Raw genomic sequence first — 274 nt, forward strand, 5'->3', positions numbered from 1 at the left:
GGATTGCATCCGTTCCATGCCTGCGTACAGGGTCGCCTGCCCGGACTGCGTAAAGCCAATCAGTCCGATACGTTTGGGGTCAATACCCGGATATTTTGCCAGCTGTGCCAGCGCCGCGTAGGCATCCCGAATCAGTGCCATCCGCCGCAGACTGCTGGTGGATTCAATCCGGCCGTTGGTACTGTCGACCATAAAGGTGCCGATACCCCGTTGATTCAGTAACTCAACCCAGTCTTGCAGTTCGTAGGTATAGCCACTGGCACCGTACAGCAGG

1 protein-coding gene is annotated in these 274 nt (G+C 56.9%); it reads right to left on the reverse strand.

Annotated elements, in window-relative coordinates:
• Positions 1–274: alpha/beta hydrolase family protein (locus Q4563_RS19750; RefSeq protein ID WP_442903814.1), on the reverse strand; the 274-nt coding region annotated here is incomplete at both ends.

Source organism: Gilvimarinus sp. 1_MG-2023 (assembly GCF_030548285.1).